Source organism: Hominimerdicola intestinalis, from assembly GCF_054655215.1.
Map to the genome: position 1 here is coordinate 97,186 of NZ_BAAHNZ010000010.1, position 15,259 is coordinate 112,444.

At 40.8% G+C, this 15,259-nt stretch carries 17 protein-coding genes; 1 reads left to right on the plus strand and 16 read right to left on the minus strand.

The features are described from left to right. Nucleotides 1-15: 15 nt before the first annotated feature. Together ACYQ0H_RS09665 and ACYQ0H_RS09670 are read right to left on the minus strand one after the other, a co-directional pair. Nucleotides 16-1,182 carry a segregation and condensation protein A gene (locus ACYQ0H_RS09665; RefSeq protein WP_459812651.1) on the minus strand — a complete coding sequence of 389 codons (1,167 nt, stop codon included), beginning with the start codon at nucleotides 1,180-1,182 and terminating at the stop codon, nucleotides 16-18. A gap of 7 nt (nucleotides 1,183-1,189) precedes the next feature. Then, nucleotides 1,190-1,849, minus strand: a complete 660-nt coding sequence (locus ACYQ0H_RS09670) for a site-2 protease family protein (RefSeq protein WP_459812652.1) — start codon at nucleotides 1,847-1,849, stop codon at nucleotides 1,190-1,192. A 256-nt stretch (nucleotides 1,850-2,105) separates the two neighbouring features. Between ACYQ0H_RS09670 and rpmB the strand changes: the two genes are divergently transcribed. Beyond that, the gene (rpmB, locus tag ACYQ0H_RS09675; RefSeq protein ID WP_124098466.1) at nucleotides 2,106-2,291 is read left to right on the plus strand and encodes a 50S ribosomal protein L28; all 186 of its coding nucleotides are present in this window, start codon (nucleotides 2,106-2,108) and stop codon (nucleotides 2,289-2,291) included. Nucleotides 2,292-2,468: 177 nt separating this feature from the next. Here rpmB and spoVM read toward each other — a convergent pair whose 3' ends face one another. The 14 genes from spoVM to ACYQ0H_RS09745 all read right to left on the minus strand — a co-directional run. Further along, nucleotides 2,469-2,558 (minus strand): stage V sporulation protein SpoVM, encoded by a 90-nt coding sequence (gene spoVM, locus ACYQ0H_RS09680; RefSeq protein WP_459812653.1) that lies wholly within the window; start codon nucleotides 2,556-2,558, stop codon nucleotides 2,469-2,471. Nucleotides 2,559-2,615: 57 nt separating this feature from the next. Continuing rightward, nucleotides 2,616-3,242, minus strand: a complete 627-nt coding sequence (locus ACYQ0H_RS09685; protein ID WP_459812654.1) for a thiamine diphosphokinase — start codon at nucleotides 3,240-3,242, stop codon at nucleotides 2,616-2,618. After that, on the minus strand, nucleotides 3,235-4,119 hold the full coding sequence (gene rsgA / locus ACYQ0H_RS09690) for a ribosome small subunit-dependent GTPase A (RefSeq protein WP_459812655.1): 885 nt from the start codon (nucleotides 4,117-4,119) through the stop codon (nucleotides 3,235-3,237). Before rsgA ends, ACYQ0H_RS09685 begins: the two co-directional genes overlap by 8 nt. Nucleotides 4,120-4,121: 2 nt before the next feature. Then, the gene (pknB, locus tag ACYQ0H_RS09695; RefSeq protein WP_459812656.1) at nucleotides 4,122-6,227 is read right to left on the minus strand and encodes a Stk1 family PASTA domain-containing Ser/Thr kinase; all 2,106 of its coding nucleotides are present in this window, start codon (nucleotides 6,225-6,227) and stop codon (nucleotides 4,122-4,124) included. A gap of 85 nt (nucleotides 6,228-6,312) precedes the next feature. After that, nucleotides 6,313-7,041 (minus strand): Stp1/IreP family PP2C-type Ser/Thr phosphatase, encoded by a 729-nt coding sequence (locus ACYQ0H_RS09700; RefSeq protein WP_459812657.1) that lies wholly within the window; start codon nucleotides 7,039-7,041, stop codon nucleotides 6,313-6,315. Nucleotides 7,042-7,058: 17 nt separating this feature from the next. Next, nucleotides 7,059-8,099, minus strand: a complete 1,041-nt coding sequence (gene rlmN, locus ACYQ0H_RS09705; RefSeq protein WP_459812666.1) for a dual-specificity RNA methyltransferase RlmN — start codon at nucleotides 8,097-8,099, stop codon at nucleotides 7,059-7,061. A 10-nt stretch (nucleotides 8,100-8,109) separates the two neighbouring features. Beyond that, complete coding sequence (rsmB, locus tag ACYQ0H_RS09710; protein ID WP_459812658.1) at nucleotides 8,110-9,426, minus strand: 16S rRNA (cytosine(967)-C(5))-methyltransferase RsmB; 1,317 nt, start codon at nucleotides 9,424-9,426, stop codon at nucleotides 8,110-8,112. A gap of 186 nt (nucleotides 9,427-9,612) precedes the next feature. After that, on the minus strand, nucleotides 9,613-10,545 hold the full coding sequence (gene fmt / locus ACYQ0H_RS09715) for a methionyl-tRNA formyltransferase (protein ID WP_459812659.1): 933 nt from the start codon (nucleotides 10,543-10,545) through the stop codon (nucleotides 9,613-9,615). A gap of 30 nt (nucleotides 10,546-10,575) precedes the next feature. Beyond that, the gene (gene def / locus ACYQ0H_RS09720) at nucleotides 10,576-11,037 is read right to left on the minus strand and encodes a peptide deformylase (protein ID WP_459812660.1); all 462 of its coding nucleotides are present in this window, start codon (nucleotides 11,035-11,037) and stop codon (nucleotides 10,576-10,578) included. 15 nt (nucleotides 11,038-11,052) lie between these two features. Further along, the gene (gene priA / locus ACYQ0H_RS09725) at nucleotides 11,053-13,527 is read right to left on the minus strand and encodes a replication restart helicase PriA (protein WP_459812661.1); all 2,475 of its coding nucleotides are present in this window, start codon (nucleotides 13,525-13,527) and stop codon (nucleotides 11,053-11,055) included. A 23-nt stretch (nucleotides 13,528-13,550) separates the two neighbouring features. Next, the gene (rpoZ, locus tag ACYQ0H_RS09730) at nucleotides 13,551-13,757 is read right to left on the minus strand and encodes a DNA-directed RNA polymerase subunit omega (protein ID WP_459812662.1); all 207 of its coding nucleotides are present in this window, start codon (nucleotides 13,755-13,757) and stop codon (nucleotides 13,551-13,553) included. Further along, nucleotides 13,750-14,385, minus strand: a complete 636-nt coding sequence (gmk, locus tag ACYQ0H_RS09735) for a guanylate kinase (RefSeq protein ID WP_459812663.1) — start codon at nucleotides 14,383-14,385, stop codon at nucleotides 13,750-13,752. Before gmk ends, rpoZ begins: the two co-directional genes overlap by 8 nt. Further along, nucleotides 14,378-14,632, minus strand: a complete 255-nt coding sequence (remA, locus tag ACYQ0H_RS09740) for an extracellular matrix/biofilm regulator RemA (RefSeq protein ID WP_459812664.1) — start codon at nucleotides 14,630-14,632, stop codon at nucleotides 14,378-14,380. Before remA ends, gmk begins: the two co-directional genes overlap by 8 nt. A gap of 15 nt (nucleotides 14,633-14,647) precedes the next feature. Next, a partial coding sequence (locus ACYQ0H_RS09745; RefSeq protein ID WP_459812665.1) for a YicC/YloC family endoribonuclease occupies nucleotides 14,648-15,259 on the minus strand: 612 nt, incomplete at its 5' end.

Below are 15,259 nucleotides of genomic sequence, written 5' to 3' on the forward strand. Positions count from 1 at the left end.
AAATTTTCCTTTATATTATAAAAATCTGTATCTCCATAGATTTTTTTCAGTATGCGCCGCATAAAAAGATCGGTACATATATTTTATCCTCCAGAAATCAAGCTTTTTATTATTTTTCACTATTTTCGGTATAACCGCAGGAGATATTACATCAGAATCCTCAGCTTCAGAAAAACTTCTTTCTTCATCGCTTATACCTAATATTTTGTTATTATCAATTTTTGCCTCGGCTGAGTCTGTTGAAATAAAAGCAGACGCCGCCAATACTCGTATCTGAGTAACCTCAGGTTTTACGCTGATAGTATGTGTATTGATCCTGCGCTCAGATGAAAATTTTACGCTTGTACCTGATTTATGTATATTATTATCTGAAACATCGGAGTAATTATCAAGCTCAGATCTCTCCAGATCGGTTTCAGTGTCGTTGTCACATACCTGACTTTCCGTTATATTTTTTTCATGGGTATCAGAAACATGATTTTTATTGGTTCTGTTAAACCTTATCAAGGTATTGTCGTCATTTATATAAATACGACCTGACTTTGTAAGCTCAAGAACTGCCAGAAACGTTGCAACTTTTTCAGACTTGTCCGTAATCCCGCTGTAAAGACGGGTCATTTCACATTCGCCTGTTTTATAAAGCTTCTTTAGAACAAAAATTATTTTGGAGGTAACGGAAACTATTCTATGAGAAACAATAGGCGAAAAAACATTAGCTCTCAACGGCTTGTATTTTTTGATCTTTGACGAAATGCCCATATACGCTTCGTAAAGGACCGAAACCTGGTGAGTTCTGGTGTACGCCTTATTTACCGGAAATTTAACAGGCTGTCTAACAAAAATATCTCCTCCGGCATAAATCTTTTTTAGCTCTGACGCAGCCTTTTTACAAAGAGAGTATTCAATTATCCTGCCCTCCAGCTCCTTTTTAAGCTCAGCAGCTTCTTCCGGCTGAGGGAGTAAAGAACAGGTTTTTATATAGATAAGTCTTGCCGCCATTTCAAGGAAATCCGCCGCAGACTCATAATCGTCGCTTTCAAGACAGTTCATATATTCCATATACTGCTCAAGCAGCAGACTTATTTCTATATCGTAAATATTCAGCTTATGCTTTGATATAAGATGAAGCAGAAGATCAAGCGGACCTTCAAATGAATCGAGCTTAAAAGAAATCAAACTCATCGTTACCTCACACTATAGCTCCGACTATATAATCCATCCAGAAGGTAAGCTTATCCATTATCCAGAACATTCCGTTCTGAAGCCAGCTGAGCGGACCGTTAAATACGCCTGTAACTAAAAGCACGAAAAACATTATCGAAATATACGTCTGATTCTCTGCTATGAATCTATCTACCTTTGGAGAAGTAAAATACGACAGTATTTTCGAGCCGTCAAGAGGGGGGACAGGAATAAGGTTAAATACCGCTAACCCTAAATTTATAAAAGTAAAATATTGAAAGATAATAGTTATCCACATCATAGCTTCACTGGGATTGGCAAGATACAGACCGTTAGACAGCTTATATATAAGTATACCGGCAAAACCTACAATAATATTTGAAATAGGACCTGCCGCCGCACACAGTGCCATGCCTTTACGGTAATGCCTGAAATTCAAAGCGTTTACCTGAACCGGTTTTCCCCAGCCGAAGCCGGTAAAAAAAAGACAAACAGATCCGAGAATATCTACATGAGCAAGAGGGTTGAGAGTAAGTCTTCCCTGATACCTTGCAGTATTATCTCCCATTTTATCAGCCGACCAAGCATGAGCAAATTCATGTATCGGTATTACTAAAAAAATTATTATCAGCTTAACGCCAAATCTTAAAATGGTTTCCTGATCCATTTTGTTACCTCCGTATTCAATCTATATAATCAATGTTGACTTTTCTCAGGCAGCTATACAAATTTAATTATACACCATACAAAAATAAATTTCAAGTGCAGCTGCGGGTTTTGCAGTATATTTCACAATATTTTCATTCAGAAATTTTTTTTGAAAAAACTTTCTGAAAACACTTGCTTTTTGAAAACAGCTGTGATATAATAATAAATATTGTGGATTTAAGTTTTAGTTATTATGGAAAAGGAGGTGCAACCTAATGGCAAAGTGTCAGTTTTGCGGAAAGGGTGTAACTTTCGGAATTAAGGTTTCTCACTCGCACAGAAGAACAAACAGGACTTGGAAGCCAAACGTAAAGAGAGTAAAGGCTGTTGTTAACGGTTCTCCTTGTCACGTTTACGCTTGCTCAAGATGTCTGCGTTCAGGCAAGGTAGAGCGCGCATAATTATAGGTTATGCTTAAAAATTTGATATTCCAAAAATAGGGCTGACAGAAATGTTGGTCTTTATTTTTTTGTATGAAAAAAAGCACAGACTTAAAAGATCTCTGTCAGTGCTTCCTTTAGTTTTGAATCTATCATGAAAAAATAAAAATCCGGCTTCTAACCGGATTTTTTTAATTATCAGCCGCTGCAGTCCTCTTTCTTGATCTTAAAAATCATTCTGAGAAAACCGGAGAGTATTTTCGGACTTTTTACTACTACTACTTTCATAAGTAAGACCTCCAAAATATTTAGTAATACATATTATGCACTGACTTGTATTTTGGTTCACAGACGTGATGAAATCATGAGCAGAAGTCCGTTTTCAAAAGAAATTAATGCATAATCGTCAATTATAACATTCGACAGCCCTATAGGAAAAAAGCTTGTTATCTCCGCATTTTTAAGAGGATATTTTACGCCGCTGATATTAAGTCCCTTTACATTTTCCGTATATGCAAAGAGCGACAGCGAACGAGTATTGTCTTTCTTGATCTTATAGTTTCCCGGCAAAATCAAGACGATCTCTTCATCGGGACTGATTATTCTTCCGGACGCACCGTTTTTTAATATAAAACCCAAAGACTGTATATTTGAATAGGTATGGTCAAATCTTCCCCCGAGAGCGCCTGTTATCGTTATATCATCATAGCCTCTCTTTAGCGCTTCACGTATTGCGAGCATAAGATCTGAGTCGTCCTTTTCCTTTGGAAATCTTAATACTTCCCTGCAATTTTCTGGGATATAACCAAGCGAATCGTAATCCCCTATCGCAAGATCGGGAATGATCCCAAGCTTTTCAGCATACCTATAGCCGCTGTCGGCAGCAATTACAAAGGCATTCTGCCAGACTGCTTTATTAAGCTTCTCCGGATCATTAAGTTCTCCGCCGGTAAAGATCACGCATTTATTCATTTTTATGCTCCCATTCCTTTAGCTGCTTTGCCTGCTCGTACATTTCTTTATAACTTTCATGACGCGACGGCGCTATTTTACCTTCGCTTACCGCAGCTATAACCGCACAGCCTTTTTCTTTAGTATGACTGCAATTGACAAACCTGCAATTTCCGATATACTCCCTGAACTCGCAGAAACAATCGGCAAGATCGTCTTTAAAAATTATATCATACCTGTTTGTATCAAAGCTTGAAAACCCCGGAGTGTCTGCAACGTATCCGCCGCCTTCTATTTTATAAAGTTCAACATGGCGGGTCGTATGTTTTCCTCTTCCCAACTTACGGCTGATCTCGTTTGTTTCAATTGAATAGCCCGGGAAAATATTATTGAGCAGCGACGATTTTCCTACGCCGGTATTTCCGGTAAAAGCGGAAAGCTTTCCTTTAAGGAAATTCTTTACCTCGCCTGCTCCTGCGCCAGTAGTATTATCCACAGAAAAAACCTTTATTCCGGCTTTGCTGTAGATATCAGAATAATCGGAAAAATCACTTTTGTCGATTTTGGTAAAAACAACAGCAGGCGTTATTTTCTTGTACTCGGCAATTGCGATAAACTTATCCAATAAAAGAAGATTCGGCTGAGGCTCGCAGGTAGAAGCGACAAATACCAGCAGATCAAGATTTGCCAGCGGAGGTCTTATCAGAAGAGATCTTCTATCATGTATTTCGTCAATTACTCCGATACCGTCATTTTCGACACTAAAATCGACCGTATCCCCACACACGGGAGATATTCCTCTTTTGCGGAATACACCCCTTGCCTTGCATTCATAAACACCGTCGGAGGCTTCTACAGTGTAGACGCCCCCGAGTGCTTTAATTATAAGTCCTGTCATATTTAATATTGATTTTCCTCTGCGCCTTCTGAAGACTCATCGACAGGCGGAGCGATAGATTCGCTCGTTGTAGTCGTGGTGGTAGTAGTTGTAGTAGTCGTAGTTGTAGTTTCCGGTGTGATAGCAAGCAGTCCGCTATCATTCAGACTTCCTTCAAGAGTAATTTCCTGCTTATCATAATCTACAGTGTATCTTGCATACTGTACTGTCTGATTTGTCTGGTCGTTTCTGATATTTATTGTAAGCGTTTCTGTTTTCTTTCCTGATATATCAATACTTACAGAGCTTCCGGCTACTGTTTCGGCTCTTGCAACAGACTGAGTATATGCTACGTTACCGTCACGGTATACCTCGATAGTGTAAGAACCCCAGACTCCCGAAGGAAGCGGAAGGTTAAGACGCATATCAACAGGCTCAGCTTCACCTGTCGAAACGTAAATTATTACCTCGGTCTTTTTGTCTACATATTCTCCTTCGTTAATGCTTTGAGCTACTACCTTGCCCTTATCGCCCTCATGGCTTACCTCTTCGACTTTTCCAACCAGCTTGTTTTCAGCAAGCTTAGCCATTGCCTTTTCTTCTGTAAGTCCGATGACCTTCGGGACCTTCACCTGCTTTTCAAGCTCTCCGCTGCTGACAAATACCAGAATATCCGCCCCTTCAGGATACTGTTTTCCGGCAGCAGGTTCAGTCTTGATAACAAGTCCTTTTGCAACATTATCATCATAGGTTTCTTTAAGCACTACATTAAAGCCGGCGCTTACAAGCTCACTTCTCGCAACGTCAGCAGTCTTGTTTGTCATGTCAGGTACGGCAATAAGCTTCTGACCCTTACTTACGGTAAGAGAAAGCTTATATCCCTCCTTAACAGTCTTGTTCACAACGTCCTGCGCCATTATAATGCCTTCTTCATATTCGTTGCTGTATTCCTCGCTTATTTCAAAGCTGAGCTTATCCTTGTAATCCTGCTGGACCTTAACTATATTCTGTCCTACAAAATTAGGGATCGTTACTGTAGAAGTATGAGTACTTGGAGCATTGAAATTCTTAATAACTACCGTAGCAATAACAATAGCGGCAATTATAACAACAGCAACAGTTACTGCCATAAGTATAGGAACAACATATGAACGTTTTTCCGGCTCCTCATCTTCCTCTTCGTCATAATCTTCTTCGTCATAATCCTCTTCCTCGTCCTCGTTTGCAACAGGCCTGAAAAAGATAGTAGAATCCTCGGCTTCATCCTCCGTCAGATTATTTTTATAACCAAAAACAACTGATTGATTAAGCTTAAAGGTATCTATATCCTTGATCATTTCGGCAGCCGACTGATACCTTCTTGCCGGATTCCTTTCCATTGCATGAACAACTATCTCCTCAAGAGCCTCGGGGATGGAAGGCATTATATCGCGGGGAGGAACAGCGTTTTCCTGCATATGCTTCAATGCGATAGCTACAGGATTTTCACCGTCAAACGGCTTTCTTCCGGTAAGCATTTCATACAGCATAACGCCTACAGAATAAATATCGCTTCTCTCGTCGGTCATATCTCCCCTTGCCTGCTCTGGAGAAATATAATGAACTGAGCCTATCGTCTTATCTGAAAGAGTTTTTCCGTCAACTCTCGAAAACCTTGCGATTCCGAAATCCATCACCTTGATAGTTCCGTCGGCAAACAGCATGATATTCTGAGGCTTTATATCCCTGTGAACGATACCTTTATCATGAGCATGCTGAAGCGCACGAAGAATCTGAGTAACGAAATGAAGCGCGTCCTTCCAGCGAAGAACCCCCTGCTGCTCTATAAATTCCTTTAAAGTAATACCGTCAATGTATTCCATTACGATAAATTGTATCTCGTCCGTAAATCCAACGTCGTAAATTTTAACAATATTGGGATGTGACAGAACAGCTATCGCCTTGCTTTCATTTCTGAAACGCCTAAGAAATTCCTCATTCTGTGAAAATTCATCTTTAAGGATCTTAACCGCTACAACACGGTTCTCCATAACGTCCATAGCTTTATAAACGTCGGCCATTCCGCCTACTCCTATAAGCTCAGTAATCTCATAACGGCCGTCAAGCTTTTTGCCGATATTAGAATCCATCAAATTCAACTCCTAGTTAATATTTTTGTTTTCCCGGCAGAAGTTCAGCCTTACCGCTTAAATCCGCCTTATTTTAATCGTCCGTCTAATTTGCTATCAGCGCTACGGTAATATTATCCTTACCGCCCATTTCATTACTATAATCTATCAAATCAGTTACTGCGTTATCAAGGTTTTTGCCGTAAACAAAGCTGTATATGACCTCATCGCTGCAATAATTCGACATTCCGTCAGAACAAAGAAGAATTGTAAAATTACCGTCAGGCTCAAGCTCAAAATAATCAACTTCAACATCCGCCTCTACGCCTACTGCTTTAGTAATTACGTTTTTCATATGATGGGTCTTTATCTCTTCCTTATTTATCATGCCCTGTTCATAAAGCATTTGAACATAAGTATGATCAGTAGTGACCTGCTCTATTTTATCTTTGGTCATAAGATATGCCCTGCTGTCACCGACGCTGACCACATAGCATTTTCTGCCCGTTACCAACACTGCAACGCAGGTCGTTCCCATACCGTTCTTATCAATATCCTCTTTGCTTTTTTCATAAACAAGAGTATTTGCTCCGTGTACCGCGGTAAGCATAAGATTCCTGATACTGTTCGCTCCGGCTCCGGCTCTGTAGTTTTCTGCGATCTTGTTATAAACAGACGTAACCGCTACCTCGCTGGCAACGCCGCCGGAAAGCGCTCCGCCCATACCGTCGCACACAACAGCCAGCGCCGTATCCTCGCCGATCATTCCTGTTTTTACACGATCCTGATTCTCCTTGCGTACTTTGCCTATATCTGTTTTCGATGCTAAATACAAGCAGTTCACCACCTTTCTTAAATTTCATACTCCCGTCTGAGCTGTCCGCAGGCAGCGTCAATATCCGAACCAAGCGTCCGCCTTACGGTCGCGTTAACGCCAAGCTCTTCAAGATAGCTTCTGAATCGCTGTGCTGCTTTTCTGTCAGAACGGTATTCTCTTTCTTTTATTTTGTTCACAGGTATTATATTTACATGACAAATAAAATTTTCAAGCAGTTTGGCAAGCTTCTTCGCATCTTCTTTTGAATCGTTATGTCCGTCAATAAGAGCGTATTCAAAAGAAATGCGCCGCCCTGTAGCTTTGAAATAATCTCTGCAAGCCTTCATGAGCATATTTATATCATATTTATCGTTCACTGGCATAATTTCGCTTCTTCCTTTATTATCAGATGCGTGAAGCGAAATCGAAAGCGTTAATCCGAGATCAAGCTTAGCCAGATCATATATTCTGGGTACGATACCGCAGGTCGACAGCGAAACGTGCCTTAATGACATATTTGTTCCCTCAGGACACGAAAGCAGTCTGAGAAAATCGACAACATTTTCATAATTATCAAGAGGCTCGCCTATTCCCATAAGAACAATACCTGAAATCCTCCTGCCGCTGTCCCGCTCCGCTTCATAAAGCTGAAGCAGAATTTCACTTGACGAAAGATCTCTTTTGAAACCTGCGATCGTCGAAGCGCAGAATCTGCACCCCATTTTACAGCCTACCTGAGTTGAAACGCAAAGCGTATTTCCGTAGCTGTATTCCATCAAAACAGCTTCGATATGATTTCCGTCTTCAAGTTCATATAGATATTTTACAGTATTATCACTGTTAGATTCAAGTCTTTTACATATAAATAGTGATTTTAAACAAAATTTTCGCTTTAATATATCACGGAATTGTACAGATAGATTAGTCATTTGGTCAAAATCGGTAACTTTTTTAACATGCAGCCACTCAAATATTTGCCTTGCCCTGAACTTTTTTTCGCCAAGAGATGAAATACACTCTTCAAGCTCATGCGGCAAAAGCGAAAGAATATCGATTTTTCCGTTTTCACAAGTCAGTACCGTAATCTCACCTCAACTTTTTTAGCTTTGCGATGAAAAATCCGTCAGAATCGAATTTTTCAGGAGTTATAGTCACCTTATATTCATTTTCAAAGCCCTTTGCACACTTTCCCAGCGCGCAAGGCTCAAAATCACTGTGCTCATACAGAAAACGCCGTACAACCTCGTCATTTTCCGCACGGGAACAAGTACAGGTAGAATAAACAAGTATTCCTCCGGGTTTAAGATATTTTGAAGATATGTCCAAAATATCGTACTGTATTTCAGGCAGCCTTTCAAAATCCTCAGGGTTCTTATATTTTATCTCGGGCTTTCTTCGCATTACTCCAAGGCCCGAACATGGTACGTCGCACAAAATTCTGTCTGCCGCAGGAATATTTTCGTTATATGTCTTCGCATCGTTGGCAACGGCTTGTATAATACCCAGACCCAGCCTCTGCGCACCGCTTCTTATAAGCTTAACGCGGTTCTCATGCAGATCATAAGCTCTTAAAACGCCCTGATTTTTCATCAGCTGTGCAATAGTAAAAGCCTTTCCTCCGGGAGCAGAACACATATCGAGAACAGTGTTGCCGCTTTCCGGCTCCAAAACCGAACAGCAAATCTGACTGGAAATATCCTGAACGTGAACAAGGCCGTTTCTGTATGCACGGCTGCCTTCAATTGAACCGCCGCCGCAGATCTTCAAACAATTCGGAACACAACCTTTAATTTCACAGCCGAAGCCGTCGCTCTGAAGAACAGATATAATTTCGTCAACAGACATCTTCAGCGTATTTGCTTTAACTGTAACTGGTGCCTGTCCGACAGAAGTTTCAAGTAATGACAAGGTCATTTGCTTTCCGTATTCGGACAGCCATTTATCTACGAGCCACTCCGGACAGGAATACTGAACAGACAATTTTTCCTGCTCAGAGCTGACTTGCGGGAGCTTTTTATCATTTCTTATAAATTCCCTGAGCATACCATTAACAAAGCCGCTGACAGATGGATTTCTGTTTTTCTTAGCCAGCTTTACGCATTCGTCAACTGCCGCCGAGTCCGGAACAGAATCCATATAAAGCAGCTGGTAAAAGCCCATTCTCAGAATATTTCTTACTTCAACACTCAGCTTATAGCCAGGCTTTTTCAAATACTGCACTATCAATCTGTCAAGAGTAATACGCCGTTCAAGTACGCCGTAGAATAAAGCAGATGCAAATTTTTTCTCCTGTATATCAAGATCAGACCTTTTAAGAGCTTCGTCCAACAGTATATTTGAATACGAAGAATTGCTGTCAAGTTTTGTCAGCAGTTTTAGAACTGTTTTTCTGGAATTTCCCATTTAAATCTCCAATTATCATATTAAATATGTGTAATGAAATTTCGCTTTACACACGATTAGGTGTAAAGTATTTTAACTTTAATAGTATCTGTCCAAGAAACCGCCATTCCAGCCTATGTCAGTGAACAGTTAAAGGTGAAATCCTTGTCGGATTGTAGACTATAAAGTCGATTTACTTTACATATTTTATTTTAAAATTTCGTTACCGCTCAATGGTTTTCCGCGGAGAAAATCTTCCGATTTCATTCTTTTTGATCCCTCAGCCTGAACCTCAGTAAACCTTATTACACCGTCTGCACAGGCAACTTCAAATAATTTAGGATCCACAATGCTTCCGGGCTGCTTTCCGCTTGATTTATATGAAGCTATCTCAGACCTATATATCTTGAGCCTTTTGCCGTTAAGCTCAGCTGTAGCGCATGGCCAGTCGGATAAGCCGCGGATCTTATTATGCACATTTTCAACTGGTTGTTCAAAATCGATCGGACACATTTTCTTTGACAGCATAGGAGCATAGGAAGCCGCACTGTCATCCTGCTTACGGGGTTTGACTTTCCCGACTTCAAGCTGCTCAAGCGTTTTCAGCATGATATCAGCGCCAATTACCGATAATCTGTCAAAAAGCTCAGCCGCAGTTTCATTAGCTCCGATCGGTGTAGATTCCTGAAGCAGAATGTCACCTGTGTCCATACCCTCTCCCATAAGCATCGTAGTAATACCGGTCTCCTTTTCGCCGTTCAGAACAGCCCACTGGATCGGTCCGGCACCTCTGTACTTTGGAAGCAGCGAACCATGTATATTAACGCAGCCATACTTAGGAATATCCAGCACCTGCTTAGGGAGCATTTTTCCGTAAGCTGCAACAACTATACAGTCAGGCTGAAGCTCAGAAATTATTTTTATATATTCATCACCGTTATTTTTAAGACTCTTCGGCTGATAAACAGGAGTATTATACTCTTGTGCTGTTGCCTTGACAGGAGGCGGCATAAGTTTATAACCTCTTCCCTTCGGCTTGTCCGGCTGACAGAATACCGCTGTAACATTGTGCGCTGAACTGTAAAGAGCTTTCAGCGCCGGAACTGCAAAATCAGGAGTTCCCATAAAAATTATATTCACTTTTATACCTCGCTTATGCAGATTTTTTTATTATTCATCTGCTTCGACAAATTCAACTACCTTTTCCAAAAATAAATGCCCGTCCAAATGCTCGGTTTCATGGCAGACAGCCTGCGCAAACAGATCTGTTACCTCTTTTTCATACCAGTTTCCGTTTCTGTCCTGAGCCTTAAACTTTACACTTACGGGCCTGACAGTATAGCCCCATTCTCCCGGACAAGAAAGGCATCCCTCTATGACTTTATGAGTTTCCTCGGATCTTTCAAGTATCTCGGGATTTATCAGTTCACATAAACCATCACCCGCATCAATGACTACAGCTCTCCGCAAAATTCCGACCTGAGGTGCTGCAAGACCAACCCCCTCTGCTTTTTTCAGAGTATCAATCATATCATCCAGTAGAGTCCAAAGCTTTTCATCAAATTTTTCTACAGGCTTGCATACCTTATGAAGAGTTTCATCCCTTTTATTTAGTATATTTCTGATCGCCATAATATTTTCCTTTCCTTATAATCCGATGTCGCCGTTTATATCGGCGTAAATACTAACCTTTACAAAGCTTTTATTTTTATAAAATTCAGAAAGCATATAGCTTATAACACCTCTGAAAGTCTTGGAATTCTTACATTTAAGTATTAACCTATACCTATATTTATTGTTTATCCTCTCAAGTGTACATGGAGCAGGTCCTAATGCGCGCAGAGGTATTTTTATACCCTTATCTTTTATAAATTTACTCATATTATCCACAAACCATTCCGAAGCCTCAATAGCCATACTTTCAATCGTAGATGAAAATCCAATAACACATATATCGCAGAACGGAGGATACGTCAGTGACTGCCTGAGAGCAATTTCCTGTTCATAGAACTCGTCATAATCCTGCTGTGCCGCCAGATTAAGCACATAATGATCCGGTACAAAAGTCTGGAGATACGCAAATCCCGCTTTATCGCCACGTCCGCTTCTGCCGGCAACCTGAGTAATAAGTGAAAATGTACGCTCATAGCTTCTGAAATCTCCGGTAAAAAGAGCCTTGTCAAGCGACACTACACCAACTAGAGTGACGTTGGGGAAATTAAGACCCTTTGCTATCATCTGAGTTCCTAGCATTATATCATACTCGCCGTTTTCAAATGCTTTAAAGTTTTCCTCATATGAATATCTTGAATAAGTAGTGTCAGCGTCCATTCTGAGTATCCTTGATTTCGGGAAAACTTTTATAAGCTCGTCTTCTACTCTTTGTGTTCCTACGCCTCCCGTATGAAGATGATCAGAACCGCATTCAGGACATACACTTACATTGTCCATCGCAAAGCCGCAGTAATGACACATAAGCTTGTCGTTTTTCTTATGATAAGTCAGCGGAATACCGCATTTTGGACAGGCTATCGGTTTTTTGCAGTCAAGACAGGTAACATAGGTGTTGAAACCGCGCCTGTTAAGCAAAAGGATCGTCTGCTCATTTCTATTCAGGTTTTCGCCTATCTTATCCATAAGCCTTCGACTGAAAAGCGAATCATTACCGGATTCGGCTTCCTGCTGCATATCAATAATTTCAACCTCAGGTAGAACAGCGTCGTTATATCTATTGCGTATCTCAAACAAATGAAACCTTCCGCTTTTGGCATAATAAAAACTTTCAAGCGACGGAGTAGCAGAAGCCATAACAAGCACTGAATTATGAAATCCGCACCGCTGTATCGCCACATCTCTGGCATGATAGCGCGGCGAAGTATCAGATTTATAGGTATGTTCGCCTTCTTCATCCATTATAATTATTCCTATATCGGATAGCGGCGCAAAAACGGCGCTTCTAGTTCCGATAACTATTTTTGCCTCAGAATTTTTAATTCGCTTAAACTCGTCTGTTCTTTGACCCAAAGACAGCGATGAATGCAGAACTGCTATATTCTCCCCGAAATATTCCTTGAAGCGATTTACCATCTGAGGAGTAAGAGAAATTTCAGGAACCAGCATCAATGCTGTCTTGCCTTTTTTTAAAACTGAAGCTATAAGCCTGAAAAAAACCGCAGTTTTACCGCTGCCTGTAACACCGTACAGCAATGCGCCCGCAGGCTTTTCTTCATTTATAAGCGACATGATCCCGTCATAGCCCGCCTTTTGTTCCTCATTAAGCTTTATACTTTCAGGATCAGATATTTCACCGACGCTGCCGATCGCATTTCTCATTACTTCATATTTATATTCGGCAAGTATATTTTTATCAGTCATACGCTTAATAAGCGACGGCGTACAATTAGTCATATAGCAGACTTCTTTTACCGAAGCGCTTGAACAATCCTCAAGAAGATTTACAACAAGCTTCTGCTTTTGTGTCAAAGTAACCGCCGTTCCTGATTCGATCATATTCAGATACCAGTCAGACAGCCTGACCATTTTAACGGTTTCGTCACCTACACGCCTTTTCAGCTTATCCTCTTCCTGAATATAGCCTTTGTCGATCAAACCGGTAACTATTTTTTTCAGCTTAGGATCGGCTGTAAAGTCAAGAAAATTATCTACCTCACGCTGATTTTCGGCAGACCTCATAAAATTGACTATATTCAGTTCCTTTTCATCAAGCTCAGAATCGGGAATATGTGTGTTTACCAGTGAAAAATGCTGAGAAAAATTATAGCTGAAACCGGTAGGCACTACAGTTTTATATGCGTCAAAGAATGTACAGAAAGTATTCTCTTTTAACCAGAATATAATTCGGAGCATTTCATCTGTAACTAACGATTCATTGTCGATAAGCTTTGAAACAGGCTTGAGCTTTTCATTATACTCAGGAGTTTCATACATTCTGGTTACAAAGCCGATAGTACGCCTGTTTCCTTTTCCGAACGGAACGATTACCCTCGAACCGTTTTGTATCTCGCTTTTCATTTCATCGGGAACAATGTAGCTGTACTCGCAGTCAAAGCTGTAAGCAGCGCAGCTTACAGCGATCTTTGCTACCAAAAACAAACCACGCATCTACACTTCCCCCTAATTCAAAGTCAGCTTTTAAGACTGGAATCCTCAATAAGCTTATATTCACCCGAAGCAAACTGATCGACCGCCGTTTTTACAGGCTTCTGATCGAGTATTATCTTATTTTCAAAAGCGTCGTCCGTGATCTCCCTTGCTCGTTTTGCAACCGCAATAACAAGCGAATAATAGCTTTCGTTATTCTTTAAAATTTCAACAACTGCCGGTCTAAGCATTTTTAAGCACCTCGTTAATCATATTTTTTATATTTTCATTATTAGTTTTGAACATATCTGCCTCTGATGACTCGTCTTTAGACGCTTTCATAACAAGCTGAAAATCTCTTACGGCGTCCTCAAGCCTGTCATTCATTATTGCATAATCGTAATCATACGACTTGGAAATTTCAGCAGCGGCAGCCTTTACACGCTGGTCGATAACACAGTCACACTCGGTTCCTCTTTTATTGAGCCTACGTCGTAATTCCTCTACAGACGGCGGAAGAATAAATATAAGAACCGCTTCGGGCATTGCCTTTTTCACCTGGAACGCGCCGTTTGTTTCAATTTCAAGCACTACGTCCCTGCCCTCCGAAAGATTTTTAAGAACAGGTTCAGAAGGAGTTCCGTAATAATGCTTAACAAATCCGGCGTATTCAAGAAAACCGTTTTGACTCACCATTTTTTCAAACTCTGCGTCATCAATAAAACGATAGTGAGTACCATCTATTTCACCATCTCTGGGCGCTCTGGTAGTACAGGAAACGGAATAAAAAACGTCTGAATTTTTAAAAACCTCGTTTAGTATAGTCCCTTTACCGCACCCGGAAGGAGCAGATACCACAAATAGCTTTGCCTTATTCACCGCTATCCTCCTCCCCGTCATCAAATCTCGCCCCGACAGTTTCAGGGGCTATAGCCGAAAGCACCACATGATCGCTGTCCATTACGATAACAGCTCTGGTCCTCCTGCCGTAAGTAGCATCTATAAGAGTTCCCTTATCCCTTGCGTCCTGTATGATACGCTTTATAGGCGCTGATTCGGGAGCAACTATCGCAACTACTCTTGAAGACGAAACCATATTGCCGAAGCCGATATTAATAAGCTGCATATTATATTCCTCCGGTTATTCGATATTCTGAATCTGTTCCCGTATTTTTTCAATTTCGGATTTAAGCTCAACTACTATCTTAGTGATCGAAAGATCCTGAGCCTTTGAACCGATAGTATTTACCTCCCTATTCAGCTCCTGAACAAGAAAATCAAGCTTACGTCCTACAGGCTCTTCACTTTTGATAAGATTTCTGAACTGTGAAATATGACTGTGAAGCCTGACTGTTTCCTCATCTACCGCTGTTTTCTCAGAGAATATAGCAGCTTCAGTAAGGATTCGCTGTTCGTCTATTTTTCTGTCCGCTAAAATTTCACAAAGCTTTGAATACAGTCTTTCTCTGTATGCTTCTGTGACCTTGGGCGACTGAACCTCTACCTGACATACCAGTTTTTCTATTGTATCGAGCCTCGAATTAATATCGTCAAACATTTTCGCGCCTTCTGTAATACGCATTTCTATAAATCTGTCTACTGCACACTGAGCAGTTTCCTTAACGCTGTTCCATATCTCCTCTTCATCATCCGTAACCTTAACGACCGTAAAAATATCCGGCAGGCGCATAATATTAGAAAGCGATAGATCATCGTTAAGAGAAAGCTCCTGAGCACAGCCTCTTAAAGCGCC